The organism is Fulvivirga sp. M361 (assembly GCF_007097395.1).
Taxonomy (GTDB): domain Bacteria; phylum Bacteroidota; class Bacteroidia; order Cytophagales; family Cyclobacteriaceae; genus Fulvivirga.
In genome coordinates this window covers 130,793-147,328 of the sequence record NZ_VKDC01000019.1, presented here as the reverse complement: position 1 = coordinate 147,328, position 16,536 = coordinate 130,793, and the positions used below count along the sequence as shown (strand labels likewise).

Sequence of the window (16,536 nt, the reverse complement as noted above, 5' to 3'; positions counted from 1 at the left end):
TATTGCCAGACACTTATTCTGAAATGCTTTCATCCGGAAAATGAGATTTGCATGTCATAATGAGGCTTTTGTATCATCACCTTCTTTAATTATTTCGAGGTCAAAATACCATGTCGGCGGTGTAGCAATGAATGACTTATGTTCTGTTGGTATATGACCTTTGAAAGGTAGTACCCATGGAAAAGATCATCTTAACTTTTTTGTTTACTTACCAGGATTGTCTGTTAGAATCTAAACAAAAATTCCTTACAAACTCTGGCTATAGATCTCAAACCACAATATTTATTGGAAAAGTGCTTTTAGAATAGAATGAATATCATCAATATGAGGTGCTCTTAAATAGTTAAGAATACTCCAGCATGTAGTTCACCAGGTTAGTTTCACGACTCAGGCCTAGTTTTTTACGAAGGCGATAACGGCTTATCTCTACACCTCTGACGGATATATTCAGCAGGTTGGCAATTTCCTTGGAGGACATATTCATTTTTAGGTAAGCACATAATTTGACTTCCTGTGGTGTAAGCATGGGGTGTTCTGCCTTAATGTTCTTAAGGAAACTTCCATGTATCTGATCAAAGTGTTTGGTGAATTGATGCCATCCATCATCTTCAGACAGGTTACGATCTATATCCCGGATAATCTTTTTGAGGGTATTTTTAGAATCGGCGCTTTCTTTGGGCATCATCTGAAGAGATTTTTTGATAGAGATCATGAACTCATTCTTATTGATCAGGTGCATGGTATTGGTAGCTAACTCCCTGTTCTTATGGTCCACTTCGGCCCTGAGTTTTTCATTCTTTAATCGGGTGATCTCCTCTTTGGATTTTTTAGAAACCTCTTCTATCTCATTCTCTTTACGCATTAACTCCCTTTGCTGTTCAATGGTCAATTGTTTACGTTTTTTCCTGTGTTTGGTGTCCAGTAAAAACATGGAGGTGCCAAAAATTAAAACCACTGCGCCGGCATATAGGAAATAAGCTAGCTTAGACCGATACCAGGGAGGATATACCTTGAAAGAAAAGGAAGCTTCCTGGCTGATCTGGTTAAAAGTATTCCTGGCCCGGACACGAAAGGTATACTCTCCTTCATAAAGATTAGTATATTCTTTTTCCGTGAGTGCAGACCACTCTGACCAGTCTTTTTCGAAGTTTTCCAGTAGGTATTGAAAGACTAATTCATCTTGCCCATGAAAATAGGGCGAAGCAAATCTGAATTTTAGTGAAGAAAAGAAAGCAGGTAAAAATATATTTCCCTGCCCTATATCATTGCTTCCTCCATATAACAATTCTTCCTGGTCAGCAATAACAGTAATCTCACGAATATATGTTTCAAAGGGTTGGTTATCAGGATATTCAATGCTTGGATTATAATGTATAAACCCCTCCTTTGCCCCAAAAAAAACGTTTTGATGGTCAATGATGCTAATGTTTTCAAAGTCATCCGACAGATACTTACTAATCCTTTTAAAAATAGCAGTATTCTTTTCATATTCACCGAATGGTGTTTTTTCCAGATATCCTAATGCCTGATCGCTTCTAAAGAAAATATTTCCTTTCAGGTCAGACGTTAACTCCGTGACATGTGATTCGGCAGACAGGTGTTTTTCCAGGTTTTGATAATTTAAAAAACGGTCTTGCAGGTCATCATAAATGTAAATTCCTCGTTCCGCGGCAAATACCAACTGACTGCCCAGATCGAATACATTGATCAGCAAGTGAGATGGGAATCCATCATTCTGTCCATAGAATCTAACATCATTTAGCCTGGTGAAATCCTGGTTGAATGTGATTTTGTAAGCCCCTTTGTAACCGTGGGTCATGAATAAAGTAGAGTCATTGGTGAACTCAAATACTCTGCTTGATTCTTTAAATGAGTCAAAGTTCCGGTAGAGAAAATAGGTCCCCTCTTTCTTCTCAAAGATGCGAAACCCGTCATACGCGCCGGCCAAAATGCGATTTTTACCTACTGAATGAGCAAATTTCCAGGTGCCGGTTTCATTGTAAAATCGAGTGGCATTATCTCCGGTTACTAAAAATGCACCATTATGATGTGCTAAAAATAGCTCTTCATTGATTTGCTGGATATTGTACACCTGGCCACTTGTATTCCTGACTAGTTTATAGCTGCTACCCGATGCCAATGGGTTGGAGTTAGCTTCCTGGTAAAAAAGACCGTTGTTGGTACCCAGGTAGAGCTTATTATTGAAGGTGGTAGCGCAATATCCGGTTCCGGGAAGACCTGATTGTTCACCTATTAAAGAGAAAGGAGAAGAGAGTTCTACCATCGTGATACCATCATGTAGCCCTACCCACAGGTTTTTGAACGAGTCTTCATGTAAAGAAAGTACCGTCCGATTGTTAAGCCCTTTTCCTTTTGTCAGATATTGGACAACTTTTCCTTCGGGGGAAACGATAGCTAATCCATTATTTTGTGTGCCAATGGCTATATTATGATTATCCAGTACGATGGCCGTATTGACTTGTGCTTTGGCCAGAAAATCAGAAATTCCTGACTCCCATTCTGTGAATACATCCTGTTTATACTGAAATATCTTTCCGTTTTTTTGAAAGATCAGCAGACTGTTATTTTGGTATGGAATAATCGCTGTGACAGGCTGATTGGTCAAAAAATCACTCCCTATTACAGGAGAAAAAGTTTCTCCTGTCCAGGAAGCCATGCCTGTAGTAGGTGAATAAACAAATAGTCGGTTGGCAACTTCAAAAACCAGGTCATAATCAAAAGCTCCGTCGATTTTGGAGACTTTTTTTCCATCATAAGTAACCAGGCCCTGATAAGAACTGAAAAGTAGTTTATCCTGGTACTTAACGATTTTCCAGACGTCTTCCATATTTTGATCTTTCGGTTGCATCTGATCATATAAGCTATGAAAAACTAAAACCCCTTTTTCATCCGACTCAAAATAGCCAAATTGGTTTTGACCTCCGATGTATATCCTGTTGTCTGAGTCTACAAATACTGACCGTACCCTTGTATTGTTTTCTATCAGGTATTTTTTCCAGTTATTGCCATCATATTCCAATAAACCGAAATTGTTGGCTACATAGATATAACCTTTCTTGTCCTGGGCGATGTCCCAGTTTTGTATACCCCCTTCATAGTCATTGGTCTGAAAAGTTTTAGTCATGGGGACTTTGGAAAAGGCTTGAGTATCATTCTCATTCTGAGCAAGTAAAGCAATAGGATTAATTAATGTAATTATTAAAATAAGCAATATGCTTATATCAATCTTGATAAGGTTGGATCCTGCTTCAGAATTCATGTTGAGTGTATTGTGAAACTCAATATAATGAAAGAAAGGTAAAAATATTTCCCTATGTCCATTTTGACAAGGTTTTGGTGCTCATTGATGTATTATTGATGAGGTCTCTTCTGGCTGTTGATGTAGTATTGATGTAGCGATAATCTGCTGAAATGAAGATTAAAAATTAATATTTGGCTCAACAATCGAAAACGATTGCGCTTTCAAATTTTTATAAAAATCGCTTTTAATCGGCAGTTGTTTGAAAGAATTAAACTATACAACCACTTAAAAATAAAATATGGAATGAGTTTACAGAAAAGAATTCTATTGCGCTTGACTCAGCTTGTAGTAGTTGTACTTTTTCTAGGTACTTACTTACAGGCTCAATCTATACAGGTTGAGGGAGTTGTTACCGAAGGAGAGCAGGGCTCCTCTTTGCCAGGGGCCACAGTACTGGAAAAAGGCACTTATAATGGCACAGTTACCAATGAGAATGGTGAGTATAGCTTATCTGTTTCTCAAGGCGCCACACTTGTGTTTAGCTTTCTTGGTTTTCAGACACAGGAAATCATTGTAGGAGATCAATCCAGGATAGATGTCACCTTGAAGGTGGATATGTCAACCCTTGAAGAAGTGTTAGTGATCGGTTATGGAAAAACCACGGCTAAAGAGACTACAGGAGCTGTATCAAAGATCAAAGGTACGGCCATTGAACAAAGGCAGATGCCACGCGTGGATCAGGCGCTGCAAGGTCAGCTTTCAGGGGTAAATATTACAACAAATTCCGGGGCTCCCGGTGCAACTTCAAATATTCGCATCAGAGGTATTAGTACCAATGGAAATAATAATCCTTTGATCTTAGTTGATGGGGTGGTATATGATTCCGATGGACTGAATGCGTTGAATCCCTCTGATATAGCTTCTGTCAATGTACTGAAAGATGCTACTGCCGGGATCTATGGCGTGAGAGCGGCGAATGGAGTGATCCTGATTGAAACCAAGAAGGGTACCTTGAACTCTAAACCCAGTTTTGAGGCAAGCGGGTATTATGGCATACAGGAGACTACCCGAAAACTTGACCTTCTCAACGCCCGCGAATATGCTATCTTGAGGAATGAAGCATTTGTACAGGGCGGTTTAGCACCTCCTTTTGTAAATACCGAACTTGGAGAAGGAACGGACTGGCAAGATGAAGTTTTCGAAAGGGCCCCGATCCAAAATTACAACCTTAGTGTAACCGGTGGTTCTGAAAAGACGAGTTACAACATTGGTGGGTCTTACTTCCAGCAAGAAGGTATTGTAGGAGGCCCAAAAGCACAATTTGAACGTTACAATGGTCGCGTCAACTTTGTAACCGAGCTCGCGCCAAAAGTAAAACTTACCAGTATATTACTTTATACACACGAAGAAAGCAGTCGCCTGCCACAAAATGGCATTGGTTCGGTGCTCTATAATACCATTAATGCCTACCCTACAGAACCGGTCAGGGAAGAGAATAGGTTTTCTTACCTGTTAAATGTGGCTGATATCATTAACCCATTGGCACAGATGCAAAATTCTTACAATTGGAATACTGTAAACAAGTTCACGGGTAAGGAAGAAATCGAATATTCTATCAACGATAACTTTACACTTACCGGAAGGGCCGGGTATAATTATGCGCTTGTGGACGGCAAAGAATTTTTTCCCCTGGTTTGGTATGGGGACGGGAAGTTTGCCAACTCCGCGCTTAATGAAGCATTAGACCCGGTGATCATTAACGTGGGTGATGTGGAACTGGAGCGGGGAGCCAGTGTGTATGAGAGCCGGGCGACATACCTGGACTACAACTTTGAAGCCTTCTTGAATTATGAACGGGCGTTTAAAGGTATTCATACCGTAAAAGGGACGGTTGGTGTTTCTTATTTCGGGACATCTTCCGAAGAACTGAACGGTACCGGGTTTAATATTCCTAATAATTCATTAGACCTGGCAGATATTTCTGCTAATCAGGCTGCAAATGGTTATTTGAATGCTGTAGGATCGTCTCAGGATAGGTCCAAACTGGCTTCCGTTTTTCTGAGAGCGGAATATGACCTTGAAAAAAAATACCTTATCTCAGCCATTATCAGAAGAGATGGGTCTACCCGTTTTGGAGCAAACAACCGGTTTGGATATTTCCCTTCTATATCCGGGGCCTGGGTATTTTCCGATGAACCTTTCTTTACTCCAGGCTTTATCAACTTTGCCAAGTTGAGAGTGAGTTATGGTATTTCCGGAAATGATAAGATCGATAATTTTGCATACCGGGCCACTTTAGGCGGAGAAGGTGACTATGTATTTGATGATGTCGTGGTAAGAGGTGCCGCTATCGGAGCTGCTGCTAACCCTGATTTGAAATGGGAAACGACGGAACAAACTAACATTGGGATGGACCTGACGCTCTTTGATAATTTTGACCTTACTGCTAATTACTTCATTAAGAATACCAAAGATTTGTTGTTTCAACCTGCTGTGTCAGCGGTTTTAGGAACCTATGGCGCCGGAAGTACACCTCCTACTGTAAATGGTGGAGATATACGAAACAGCGGATTGGAATTTGACCTTGACTATCAGTTAGAAGGAAAGAGTGGATTTAGCTTTGCCGTAAATTATAATGTCACCATACTTAAAAATGAGGTGACACGCGTTCCGGATGGATTTGACTTTATCCCGGGAGCATCCTTTAGTGTCGGGGGAGCCACAGCGACACGATTTGAAAAAGGGCAACCCATAGGATATTTTGTTGGATATGAGACGGACGGTGTTTTTCAAACTACTGAGGAGATAGAAGGAAGTGCGGTGGTACAACCCGGAGCACAGCCCGGCGACCTTAGGTTTGTAGATCAGGATGGGGATGGTGAAATAAGCTTTGGAGATGATTCGGACAGAACATTCATTGGCTCGCCTATTCCAGATTATACCATGGGGCTGAATTTCAATACAGGTTACAAGGGCATAGATCTCTCTGTTAATCTTTATGGGGCTTTTGGACAAGAGATCCTGAGAAACTATGAAAGGCAACAGCCTTATGCCAATCAGTTGGCCTATAACCTTAACCGATGGACCGGGGAAGGAAGTACTAATGAATACCCAAGGCTTACAACAGGACTTACACAGAATACTACTTTTTCAGATTTCTATGTGGAAGACGGGTCATTTGTTCGTCTTAAAAATATACAACTGGGGTACACACTTCCTCAAAAGCTGACGGAGACGATTGGTGTGAAAAGACTACGAATTTACGTATCTGCCAATAACCTTTTCACCCTCACCAGATACATGGGATACGACCCTGACGTGGGGACAGGATTTGATCCGGCGGTAGAAGATTCGGGTGGTCCTCTTAACGCTGGTGTAGATAACGGTATCTATCCACAAGCCAGAGTATTTATGGGAGGTCTAAACATTAAATTTTAATTGCGATGAAAAAAATATATATACTAATTATAGCGGCTTTAGGTATGGTCATCCTTCCGGCTTGCAATGATCTGCTGGATATAGAACCGCAATTTGCCCAGGATGCCGAGAGCTATTTCAACACACCAGAAGATTACGAGCAAGCGCTTATCGGAGCTTACGATCTGCTCCAAACTTCATACATGACGTTATGGATCGGAGAAATTGCCTCGGATAATTCTATTGCCGGAGGGGAAAGTGTAAACGATACTCAGGCACTGCATGAAATCGATGCAATGAGTCATAATGCTGTAAATGGGTTATTGAGAGATGTACTTCGATTCAACTATGCCGGTATTACCAGGGTAAATTTCATTTTTGAGAACAAAGACGTACTTGAATTTGAAAGAAAACAAGGGATATTGGCAGAGGCAGCTTTTTTAAGGGCCTACTATTACCTGGAACTGGTGAAAGTTTTTGGCGATGTGCCCTTAGTAGTAGACCGAAGGCTGGGAATAGATGGAGTAACTTCTATTGGCAGGACCCCGGCAGCAGAGGTTTACGCTCAGATTGAAGCTGACCTTATTGCAGCAGCAGAAGTACTGGACTGGACCGATGCAGTAAAAGGTCGTGTTACAAAAGGGGCGGCATTAGGGTTATTAGGCCGGGCATACCTCTACCAGGATAAATTTGACGAAGCAGCGAATGTATTGGAGAGAGTAATCAATGAAGGTCCCTACAGCACCATTACCATTGCTTCAAGCGGCGATTATAATGACCTGTTCAGGGTCGCCCAGGAAGGTAATTCAGAATCTGTCTTTGAGATCCAATATATCGGTAGTGAAGGAGGGGGGTATGATTGTTTTGTTTGTCTGGAAGGTAATCTGGCTGTTGGTTTTCATGGTATCAGGCAGTATAGCGGGCCTGTATATAGTGATGGAAATTCTTACAACCTGCCTACAAAAGACCTCTATGATTTCTTTGACCCGTCAGACCCAAGAAGAGATGGTACCGTCCTGGACCTTGATGCATTTATAGCAGCACAACCTGATGCGGATAACATAACTTATGCCGTAGGCGGTGGAGGTCATACCGGATATTACAATAACAAATATTTAAAGCGCCAGGATGAACTTGGGCTTGGAGATAATGATCTGACTACTCCGGTCAATCATCGTGTACTGAGATACCCGGATATTTTATTAATGGCAGCAGAAGCAAATAACAGGAAGGTCTCACCTAATGATGGACTTGCCAGTACCTATCTGAATGAAGTTAGAAGTAGAGTAGGGATGGGAGAGATCAACAGTTCCGGTACTGAGTTAACCAGTGCTATTTGGGCAGAGCGCCGACTGGAGATGTCAGGTGAAGGGCTCCGTTTTTTCGACCTTGTACGTACCGGACAGGCGGCCAATGAAATTGAAGGTTTTGTGACTGGTAAGCATGAAGTGTTCCCAATTCCACAGGTCGAGATTGATCTCGCAGGAGGAAATTGGCAACAAAATCCAAATTACAACAATTAAAACGCTTTACTGATGATAAAGAATTATATAGCCATAATATTTATACTTCCGGTATTGCTGTTAACAGCGTGTCAGGAAGAGTTTGACCTTGATGCCGAGCCACCGACAGAGGCAGACGCTGCCTTTTCGATGGCTGCAGGGAGTAACGGTCCAAATTATGTCGTTTTCACCAACAATTCGGACGGTTTTATCAAACAATGGGATTTTGGCAACGGTACCTCTTCAAACGGTGATGAAGTTACTGCCTATTTTCCATTTTCAGGAGATTATGAAATTACACTTACCGTTTTTACAAAAGGAGGGTCTATTTCTTCTTCTGAAGTAATCACTATAGACCAGACCGACCCGGAGATCTGTAATGTGGAAATATTTCAGTTACTTACCGGAGGCTGTGATCAGCCTGAAGGGAAAACCTGGGTGATTGATGCGGACCGGGCAGGCCATTTTGGGCTGGGGCCGGGATCCGCCAGTGTAGGCGAAACCTTTACGCCAGACTGGTACCAGGCTGCCGCTAATGAAAAGATAGGAGGAGGATTATATAATGATGAGTTCACTTTTTTCTTGAATGAATCGGTCTTTATCCAGGAAACCAATGGAGATGTTTATGTTAATAGTGGTCAAAAAGATAATTTTCCCGGAGCAGTGGAATCACCTGTCGGAGATTATACAGCTCCTTATGATACTCCTGAAAATATGAACTACTCCATTACCGAAAATGAAAATGGGGATCAGTTTATCAACATTAGCCAAGGTGGATTTATCGGCTATGCCACGGGAATAAATACTTACCAGATACTTTCCATTTCTGAAACAGAGATGTTCCTTAGGGTCAAAGATGCAGCGAATGCAGATTTTGCCTGGTATCAGCGATTTATTGTTAAAGGCTTTGAGCCGGTAGCTGCCGGATTTACCTTCACAGTCACGGGTACCGAAGCTACCTTTACCAATACCTCTATCAATTCCACCAGCTTTGAATGGGATTTTGGTGACGGAAGTACAAGCACGGAAGAAAATCCGGTGCATACCTATGCTGCAGATGGAAATTATGAAGTAACCCTGACAGCCTCAGGAGCAGGAGAAACTTCGCAGATTACACAAACAGTCACTATTGCATCCTCTTTGGTGGCATTGCCATTGACTTTTGAGTCCCAGGAGCCGGTTTTTACCACATTCGGGAATTCCTCTTACCAGTACATTGACAACCCTGACGCCAGTGGTATTAATACCAGCAGCAGGGTATTGGAAACAGTCCATGGGAATGAAACATGGGCAGGCCTGTTTACCAGTCTTACTGATCCCATCGATCCTTCCACTACTACACTATTATCGTTGAAAGTATGGGCGCCTCAAACCGGTACTTTCCGACTGAAACTGGAAAATTCGGAGGATGACACTGATTTTATTGAAATTGATCAAAATGTTAGTACTGCGTCAGCATGGGTAGAATTGAATTTTGATATCTCCGGGGCAATAGGAAAAACCTATCGAAAGGTAGTGCTCTTCCCCGGGTGGAATGTAGCCGATGCAGGCACCTTTTATGTGGATGATATCCAACTGAAGATCGGCCTGCCCTTAACTTTTGAAACCGGCGAACCTCAATTTGACGTTTTTGGAGGGAGTTCTTACGGGTATATCGATAACCCTGACGCTTCCGGCATTAATACCAGCAGTCGAGTGCTGGAGACAGTACATGGTGGAGAAACCTGGGCTGGTTTATTTACAGATCTGACGGAGCCCCTGGACATCAAAGGCACTTCGGCCATAACGTTAAAAGTATGGGCGCCACAAACCGGTACTTTCCGGCTGAAGCTGGAAAACACGGAGGACAGCAATGATTTTATAGAGATAGACCAGAATGTGGGTACCGCTTCTGCCTGGGTGGAAATCGCCTTTGATATTTCTTCAGCAGCCGGGGCGAACTATCGACGTGTAGTAATATTCCCTGGTTGGGACGTAGCTAATGCCGGTACTTTTTATATAGATGACATAGACATTAATGAATGATGCATAGTTATTTTTTGAAACTTTTGACCCTGGTGGCCTTCCTTACTTCATGTGAGGAAGATACCACCGTTTCCAATACAGTTGTTTTGCCTTCTGATCTTCAGGTGACAATTGATCAATCCCCGGAAAACCCTGCACTGTTGGAAGTAAAAGCCAATGCCGAAAAAGCTAATTTCTTCCGATTTTACTTTGGAGAAGACGACGATTTTTTAGAGGATGTCGATGGTGAGATTACCTATACCTATAAGAGTTCAGGCCAATTTACCCTTACCATTCAGGCCCATGCCACTTCCACTGACTTTATTAGTCAAACGAAGCAGATAGAAGTGCCGTCACCCGGACCTCAGGACTTAATTCCTTCTGCAGGGTACAGTTCACCGGAGTCCTATGAAGGAATGACCCTTGTATGGCGTGATGAATTTAATGGATCTCAGTTGGATGAAGCTAACTGGAGCTATTTGCAGGGTGATGGATGTCCGGACCTATGTGGGTGGGGCAATTCAGAACTTCAGTACTATACAGAGGACAATGTAAGTATGGTAGAGGGTAACCTCATTATTACAGCAAAAGAGGAAAGTTTGGGAGGTAAAGAATACACCTCTTCCCGGTTGAGTACTAAAAATAAGCGGAGCATTCAATATGGAAGGGTAGATATCCGGGCGGCGCTACCCAAAGGACAAGGTTTGTGGCCGGCGCTTTGGATGTTGGGAACTAATATAGATGAAGTAGGTTGGCCATCGTGCGGTGAAATTGATATTATGGAAATGGTGGGAGGTAATGCCGATGGAAGAGATAATACGGTACATGGTACTGTACACTGGTTTGGAGATGGAACTAAGGCAGATTTTGGAGGGTCTTATTCAGTAGATGAGGGTAGCTTTAGCGAAATGTATCATGTCTTCTCCATCATCTGGGAGGCGCAATCTATTCGTTGGTTCGTCAATGACCAGGAGTACCACACCATAGATACTACTCCTGAGACACTCAGTGAATTCCAAAATGAATTCTATTTCTTATTTAATGTGGCAGTAGGTGGCAACTGGCCAGGTAGCCCAGATGCAACAACGAAATTTCCACAAAGTATGATCGTAGATTACATTCGTGTATTTCAACCAAACTAGAGACATTTAAAAGATATTTTTCGATGCGTAGTTATATTATTTTAGTACTAATAGCGGTAAGCTTATTTAGTGCATGGAAGGGCTTGTCTGAAGAATCGCCTTCCAGGACTTCAAAGTTTAATGAACTGGTCTGGGCGGATGAATTTGATCAACCGGTGCTCGATACTTCCCGTTGGAAAGCTATCATTGGAGATGGCTGCCCTGAGTTATGTGGGTTTGGTAATAACGAGCTGCAATATTACACTGATAATAATACGAACCTTAGTTTGCAAGATGGTATCCTGGTGATCAGAGCAATTAAAGATTCTACAGGAAATAAAGCCTATAGCAGTGCTAAACTGGTGTCCAGGAATAAAGGCGATTGGAAATACGGGAGAATTGAAGTAAAAGCGAAGATACCGGAAGGGAAGGGTACATGGCCGGCTATTTGGATGCTTCCCACCCTGGACCGTGATCTGGACTGGCCTTTGGATGGTGAGATAGACATTATGGAACACGTCGGTTACAACCAGGGTACTGTATATGGTACTATACATACCGGTAAGTATAACGGAATGTCTGGCACGCAGAAAGGGGACAGCATTAAAATAGCCGATATACATGAAAGGTTTTATATATATGCGTTAGAATGGGAGGAAGACCAGCTCATCTGGTCAGTAAATGGAAATGTTTACTACACACTCAAAAGAAACAAAGAAGCTTATGACGGCTGGCCATTTACGCGAAAATTTCATTTAATCCTAAACCTGGCAGTAGGTGGTAATTGGGGAGGTAAGTATGGGATTGATGATTCTATCTGGCCTCAAACCCTGGAAGTGGACTATGTCCGTGTATACCAATAATAAAAGGTTTTGAGACTTTAAGAGCGTTTGAAAAAAACTGATATTTGTTCATCATACCGATCAAAACGGTGGTGACCTTTTTAACCAATTATTTCAATGAGATTATTACAAGTTATCCTCTTAATATTCTTTGTTACCATGTGTACTCCCAGAGATGGAAATGTACAGAAGGAACAGGGAGTGATACCAGCTAAAGTAGACAGCCTACTTGCCTTAATGACACTGGAGGAAAAGATTGGCCAGCTTAATATGTACAATGGTACGTGGGAATTTACCGGACCTGTTCCACAAGATGGTAACAGTCAGGAGAAGGCTAAGAATATAGCTTCCGGAAGGGTAGGAGGAATGCTTAATGTACTTACGGCAAAAGGAACGCGTGAGGCACAAAAACTGGCTGTTGAAAATAGTCGTCTGGGAATTCCGCTTATCTTTGGTTACGATGTGATCCATGGGTATCAGACCATGTTGCCGGTACCTATTGCGCAGGCAGCAAGCTGGGATTATGAAGCTGCAAGACTAGGCTCTGAAATTGCCGCACGAGAAGCTGCAGCGTCAGGGATACACTGGACGTTTGCTCCCATGATAGATGTGAGCCGGGATGCGCGGTGGGGCCGTATTATGGAAAGTGCCGGAGAAGATCCATATCTTTCTTCAGTAATGGCTAAAGCGTGGGTAGAGGGGTACCAGGGGGATGAACTTTCAGATCTTTTCACCATAGCGGCATGTGCTAAGCACTTTGCTGCTTATGGGCTGGCTAAAGGCGGAAGAGATTACAATACCGTTGATATATCTCCGGCTACTCTTTATAATGTAGTTTTACCACCATTTAAAGCAGCGTCTGACGCTGGTGTAGCTACTCTCATGAATTCTTTCAACGAGTTAAATGGAGTTCCGGCAAACGGAAGCGCCTTGTTGCAAAGAGAGATCCTGAAAGAGGGATGGGGTTTTAAAGGTTTTGTGGTGTCGGATTGGGGATCAATAGGGGAAATGATCACACACGGATTTGCGTATGACAGTACCGATGCAGCGCTGAAAGCGATAGTTGCCGGGAGTGATATGGATATGGAGTCACGTATTTATGAAAAGGCATTGGAAGATCTGGTCAATCAACGCATTGTGTCCGGGGCCCTTATCGATGATGCTGTAAAAAGAATACTTACTATTAAATATGAATTGGGATTGTTTGATGATCCCTATCGATATTCTTCCGAAGAGCGTGAGAAGACCGAGGTGGGTAGTAAAGAGAACCTGGAAGGAGTTCGTGAAGTGGCACGAAGATCACTCGTTCTTCTAAAGAATGAGAATGACCTGTTGCCATTAGAAAAAAATGTCAGTTCTATAGCGGTGATAGGACAGTTGGCATCCAGCAAAGATGTGCCTCTTGGCAATTGGCGTGCCCAGGCAGTAGCAAATTCTGCAATCTCTTTGCTAGAAGGAATTCAAAATGCAGTCAGTGCCTCCACAACGGTCCGATTTGCACAGGGTTATACGTTGGTAAGTGGACAGAGAGACTTTGTGCATAAACTTAACGTCTTAAAAGGGGACCGTTCCGGATTTAAGAAAGCCATCAATTTGGCCAGGCAGTCTGACGTGGTGGTACTTGCTTTGGGTGAAGACTGCTATCAAACCGGTGAAGGCAGAAGTCAGGCGGATATTTCCTTGAAAAGTAACCAGGAAGAACTGCTGACGGAGTTATTAAAAGTAAATAAAAAAGTAGTTGTTGTTTTGATGAATGGCAGGCCATTGGCTATTCCGGAGGTGATTCAAAATACTCCGTCAGTATTGGAAACCTGGTTTGCAGGTTCTGAGGCCGGAAATGCTATTGCTGATGTACTTTTTGGTGACTACAATCCTTCCGGCAAGCTTCCTGTCTCCTTTCCTTATCATGTAGGTCAGGAGCCGCTGCACTATGATCGGAAAAATACCGGACGTCCCGTACCCAACGGATTCGATTCCGGGTTGGTGTTTTGGTCCCATTACACGGACATACCCAATGAAGCCGTTCTGCCGTTTGGTCATGGGCTGAGCTATACAAGCTTTGAATATAGTGATCTGAAGATTTCAAAAAAGGGAGATGGAGTAGAAGTCTCGGCACTATTGACCAATACAGGAAACAGGAAAGGAACAGAGGTGGCCCAACTTTACATGCGTGATATGGTAGCTAGCCTCACCCGCCCGATCCGTCAATTGAAAGGTTTTCAAAAAGTGAGTTTAGATGTTGGGCAAAGTGAAAATGTGAACTTTGTCCTGACCAAAGAGGACCTGTCATTTTATTCAACCAAAGGTGATCTGACTTTCGAACCGGGTGCATTTCAATTTTGGGTGGGGGGCAGTTCTGTAGCGTCTTTGACAGGTAAAGTTGATTTATAGCGGGTGCTGAATGCCTGTACCTAGGACTAACCTCTCTTGTTGTTATCTATGTGACCCTTGCTATAACACGGTTTCGAAACATACTTCGAAACCGTGTTTGGTATTTTTTTGATTGACTGAATGTTTATCGAAGATTGAGTACAAGTATACCGCTATATACCAGGCATTTGCCAGCTAAAAAACCACATACCCAGGGTGATCAATAACACGGCTCTGAAAGCGGGACGTTTGAAAAAAACACCAAATAGAATGATCAGAGAGATGAAACTTATTGGACTGTAAACAAGGTCCAGTACATAATGGGTTGTGCCCGGGTTTAAGAGATTGGACTTGGCTACCAGGTTTAAAAAAACCAATGCCATGATCATTAAACTGAAGAATCCCAGTATAAGCCGGTAGCTATCTTGCGAATTCTTGAAATAATGGATGGATATACCTAAAAGCATAATGGCAATCGAACTCCAGACCATAACAATTCTGGTGGGTTCTCCTATGGCCCGGATAGTAGGTAACATAAACATGGTGTAGGCCAAAATTGAGATTAAAAGTAATCCAAATTTATCTTCAGATCTGACGCGTTTGTTAGCATAATACTGCCATGAACGAATAAAATAAAAACTACTTCCGATAGAAAAAACAAGCATAAAAAACACCACATAAAGAAAATCATTTTGCCAGAGCTTTAAACCAACACCAAAAATCGATAAAACAATAAGCGACTTTTCGATATTGAATCCCTCTTTTCTGACATATTCCATTAAGATATGGTTAGCTGTTTTTTGGGGATTAAAATAACTGTATATAGCATATCCGGAGAGTAATAAAATGGAGGAAATGACCGAACCTTGTCGTAAAAAAATAGTGCCTGGCAGATGAAGAAGCTGAAAGCACAAAGAAGTGAGAAACATGATAATAGTGATAGAGAAAGCTATCAATATCATTTTGCCTCTCTCTTTTTCTTTGATCAGGATGTTTGTAAAGAATGCAGAGATCATGGTAATAGCTATGAATATAAATGCACCAATCAATATTTTACCGGCCCCTGGCCAATGGAGTAATTTGAAAATAGTGGCCATTACTAATAAAATAAGGGTAGTATAGGCTAAAAAATTGGTGGGTCGAATCCGTTTGTTTATAGCTTCCATTGTTTCAGTTTGTATTTTTTTGAATTGATTTTTCGGTATTTCTGACTTTACTTTTTTGATAGCATGTTCAAATGATAATCCCTTCATCATGTAGTTTTCTACGTCAGAACAGATGTGGTCAAGCATTTCTTCCTGAAGAGATTCGAAGGTGAGACCATGCGTTTCGAGATAATCACGAAGCTCCAGTACTTGTTCAGAAGTCAACGGCCCCATATTTCAAAGCTCCTTTTTGGTGCGAGTAGTATTCCCTTGACCGTGTCAATGAATTGCTCTAATTCGGAGACCTTTACTTTGGCCATTTCATTTCCCTTCTTTGTAAGAGAGTAATACTTCCTGGCACGATTATCTACAAGCTCTGATTCAGCACTTAATAACCCTTCTGACTCCATTTTATAAAGTATAGGATAAAGCGCACCATAAGTAAGCTGTATTTCTTCATTCGAAAGTTCCTTCACTTTGGAACTAATTTCATAACCGTACATCTTTCTTTTTTCTGATAGTAACTTGAGAACCAATGTTTTAATAGTCCCTTTGATGAATTCCTGAGCTGCCATTTTAGTATATTATATATATAAGAAAATTAAATATACATAAAATAAGAATATTGTCAAAGTAAACCGCTTCCAATGTCAAAGAAACCTTAGTGCAGATTATTCAGGTGATAGTATGACGAATGACCATAAATAGGTGTGAAAAGGTATTGCATGATGATGAATGCTGTGTGGAGACAAAGCATGGGCATAGGATTGATACAATCAATGAGGCAGCTTAAGTCATTGTTCGCTACTCATTGCATTTACTTTTGTTGCATTCGCTCTGATAGAACAAAAATATATCGTATTTATAGTTCTT

The 16,536-nt window shown here is 41.8% G+C and carries 9 protein-coding genes; 6 read left to right on the top strand and 3 right to left on the bottom strand.

Annotated features, from left to right (window positions below; translation table 11 throughout):
• Nucleotides 1-343 precede the first annotated feature (343 nt).
• Complete coding sequence (locus FNH22_RS19845; RefSeq protein ID WP_185154323.1) at nt 344-3,145, bottom strand: triple tyrosine motif-containing protein; 2,802 nt, start codon at nt 3,143-3,145, stop codon at nt 344-346.
• Between the two features lie 420 nt (nt 3,146-3,565).
• On the opposite strand from FNH22_RS19845, the gene FNH22_RS19840 reads away from it, so the two are divergent.
• The 6 genes from FNH22_RS19840 to bglX all read left to right on the top strand — a co-directional run bounded on the left by FNH22_RS19840 (nt 3,566) and on the right by bglX (nt 14,539).
• Nucleotides 3,566-6,700, top strand: coding sequence for a TonB-dependent receptor (locus FNH22_RS19840; RefSeq protein ID WP_143400179.1), 3,135 nt, complete (start codon nt 3,566-3,568; stop codon nt 6,698-6,700).
• Between the two features lie 5 nt (nt 6,701-6,705).
• Nucleotides 6,706-8,202 (top strand): RagB/SusD family nutrient uptake outer membrane protein, encoded by a 1,497-nt coding sequence (locus FNH22_RS19835; RefSeq protein ID WP_143400178.1) that lies wholly within the window; start codon nt 6,706-6,708, stop codon nt 8,200-8,202.
• A gap of 12 nt (nt 8,203-8,214) precedes the next feature.
• Nucleotides 8,215-10,206, top strand: a complete 1,992-nt coding sequence (locus FNH22_RS32815) for a PKD domain-containing protein (protein WP_305038368.1) — start codon at nt 8,215-8,217, stop codon at nt 10,204-10,206.
• The gene (locus FNH22_RS19825) at nt 10,203-11,327 is read left to right on the top strand and encodes a family 16 glycosylhydrolase (protein ID WP_255518107.1); all 1,125 of its coding nucleotides are present in this window, start codon (nt 10,203-10,205) and stop codon (nt 11,325-11,327) included. Before FNH22_RS32815 ends, FNH22_RS19825 begins: the two co-directional genes overlap by 4 nt.
• Before the next feature lie 23 nt (nt 11,328-11,350).
• The gene (locus FNH22_RS19820) at nt 11,351-12,169 is read left to right on the top strand and encodes a family 16 glycosylhydrolase (protein ID WP_143400177.1); all 819 of its coding nucleotides are present in this window, start codon (nt 11,351-11,353) and stop codon (nt 12,167-12,169) included.
• Nucleotides 12,170-12,265: 96 nt separating this feature from the next.
• Nucleotides 12,266-14,539, top strand: coding sequence for a beta-glucosidase BglX (gene bglX, locus FNH22_RS19815; protein ID WP_143400176.1), 2,274 nt, complete (start codon nt 12,266-12,268; stop codon nt 14,537-14,539).
• A gap of 152 nt (nt 14,540-14,691) precedes the next feature.
• Here the strand turns inward: bglX and FNH22_RS19810 are convergent, their stop codons facing one another.
• A complete protein-coding gene (locus FNH22_RS19810) occupies nt 14,692-15,897 on the bottom strand; it encodes a hypothetical protein (protein ID WP_185154322.1) in 1,206 nt (401 codons plus the stop codon).
• Nucleotides 15,885-16,238, bottom strand: coding sequence for a PadR family transcriptional regulator (locus FNH22_RS19805; protein WP_143400174.1), 354 nt, complete (start codon nt 16,236-16,238; stop codon nt 15,885-15,887). The genes FNH22_RS19810 and FNH22_RS19805 overlap by 13 nt, the downstream gene beginning before the upstream one ends.
• Nucleotides 16,239-16,536 lie beyond the last annotated feature (298 nt).